The organism is Prevotella conceptionensis 9403948 (assembly GCF_000312305.1).
In the GTDB taxonomy this organism is placed as follows: domain Bacteria; phylum Bacteroidota; class Bacteroidia; order Bacteroidales; family Bacteroidaceae; genus Prevotella; species Prevotella conceptionensis.
This window is the reverse complement of sequence record NZ_HE999448.1, coordinates 8972-10875: the sequence shown is the minus strand read 5'-3', so window position 1 is coordinate 10875 and position 1904 is coordinate 8972. Positions and strand designations below refer to the sequence as shown.

Sequence of the window (1904 nt, the reverse complement as noted above, 5' to 3'; positions counted from 1 at the left end):
GCCTTCAGCATCGAACCACCACGCAAGAGCCGCTGCTGCACGCCATCTTGCACCTTAGGCGCATCATAACCGTGGGCGAAGGCTGGCGACTGCAAGACGTTAAACGCTACGGAATAGTTATCTACCGCCGCACGCTGAACGCAAGCAGCCACATCACAGACGTTAAAGACTCGCTGACGGTGAACGACCTGCGCCGCGCAATACAGCTGCCACAAGACGTTATAACAGCCGGACTTACGGCAAATCCCAGAAACAAATAAAACAAAAACGCGTAGAATATGAAGAAGATTTGCTTATTTGCCTTGGCGGCAATACTGTCGTTGGGCTTCAATTCTTGCTCGGAAGACAATCCAACGGGCGACAGCATCTTTGGAAAAAAAGCCGTACATCGCGACAATTTCGACAATTGGTTGCTCGCCAACTATACCTATCCCTACAACATCGACGTGAAATACAAGATGGAGGACATATATAGCGACATGAAATATCATCTCGTTCCGGCCGATTCGGCCAAGTCGGCCAAGCTGGCTATCATCGCCAAATACCTCTGGTTCGATGCCTATGCAGAGTGTGTGGGGGCCAACTTCGTCAAGGCCAACGTGCCCCGAATTATCCACCTGATAGGCTCGCCCGCATACAACAGCGGACAAGGAACGATGGTGCTCGGCACGGCCGAAGGCGGACTGGTGATAACACTCTACATGGTGAACAACCTAACCGACAAGATGCTCACCGATTATGCCACCGTCAACGAGTACTACTTCCACACCATGCACCACGAGTTTACGCACATCTTGAACCAGAAGATACCCTACGATGAGAATTTCCAACACATATCCGAGGGAAATTACGTAAGCGGCGACTGGTATCTCGTACGTAAGGCGGCCGCCAACAAGAAGGGTTTCGTAACGCCTTACGCCATGAGCGAACCCATTGAAGACTTTGCAGAGATGCTTTCCGTATACGTTACCACTCCGCCTGCCGACTGGGAAAAGATGATGAGCACGGCAGGAACCACGGGCGCGCCATACATACAAGCCAAACTAGACTTGATTAGGGCGTATATGAAGGACTCGTGGAAACTGGACATCGACGAATTGCGCAGCATTGTACTTCGCAGAGCATCCGAGATTGGCCACCTCGACCTGAACCAACTAAACTAAAAAAAGGAACGTAGCTTATGAAAAAGATATTGATTTGCATGCAGGCACTTGTGGCAACAATGCTGCTAGCCGCGTGTCTGCACGACGATAATGAGGTGTTTGACGAGCCGGCCGCACAACGGCTCGACAAAGCCGTGGAGAATTACAAGCAAGTGTTGGAGTCGGCCCCCAACGGATGGGAGCTCAACCTTTGGACCGAGCCGCGCTACTCTGGCGGCGGATACACCTACCTGATGAAGTTCAAGAACGGAAAAGTAACGGTGGCAAGCGAACTGGCCGATGCCGACAAGGCCTCAACATCGAGTTACGACATCAAGAAAGACATGGGACCCGTGCTCACCGTCAACACGTACAACGAGATTTTCCACTATCTGTCTACCCCCTCACAAAGGGACGACGACGGAAAGGGACAAGACTACGAGTTCATCATTCAGCGCGTAACCAACGATTCCATCTTCATCGAGGGCAAGAAGTTCCACAACAAGATGGTGATGACGCGCCTCAACGACAACGTAAGCTGGAAGGACCACATCGAGAAAATGCAGGATGTGGCCGACAATGTTAAGGTTAACTACAAGTACATTGCGGGCAACGACACCACCAAACTGTACATATCCTCGTCTAGGCGCGCCCGCTTCGCCTTCAAAGACAGTGTGGTTTACGTACCCTTCTGCTACACCGAAAACGGCATCGAGCTGCAAGCCCCCGTGGCAATTGGCGGCAAATGGGTGAAGAGCTTCG

Annotated in this window: 2 protein-coding genes and 1 pseudogene; all 3 read left to right on the top strand. The window is 51.7% G+C overall.

Annotated features, from left to right (window positions below; genetic code table 11):
• A pseudogene (locus tag BN93_RS09480) lies at window positions 1–260 on the top strand (RagB/SusD family nutrient uptake outer membrane protein); the annotation flags it as partial.
• Between the two features lie 18 nt (window positions 261–278).
• Window positions 279–1163, top strand: a complete 885-nt coding sequence (locus BN93_RS09475; RefSeq protein ID WP_044260344.1) for a zinc-binding metallopeptidase — start codon at window positions 279–281, stop codon at window positions 1161–1163.
• A 17-nt stretch (window positions 1164–1180) separates the two neighbouring features.
• Window positions 1181–1904 (top strand): DUF4302 domain-containing protein (locus tag BN93_RS09470; RefSeq protein WP_044260342.1); only part of this gene is annotated, 724 nt, incomplete at its 3' end.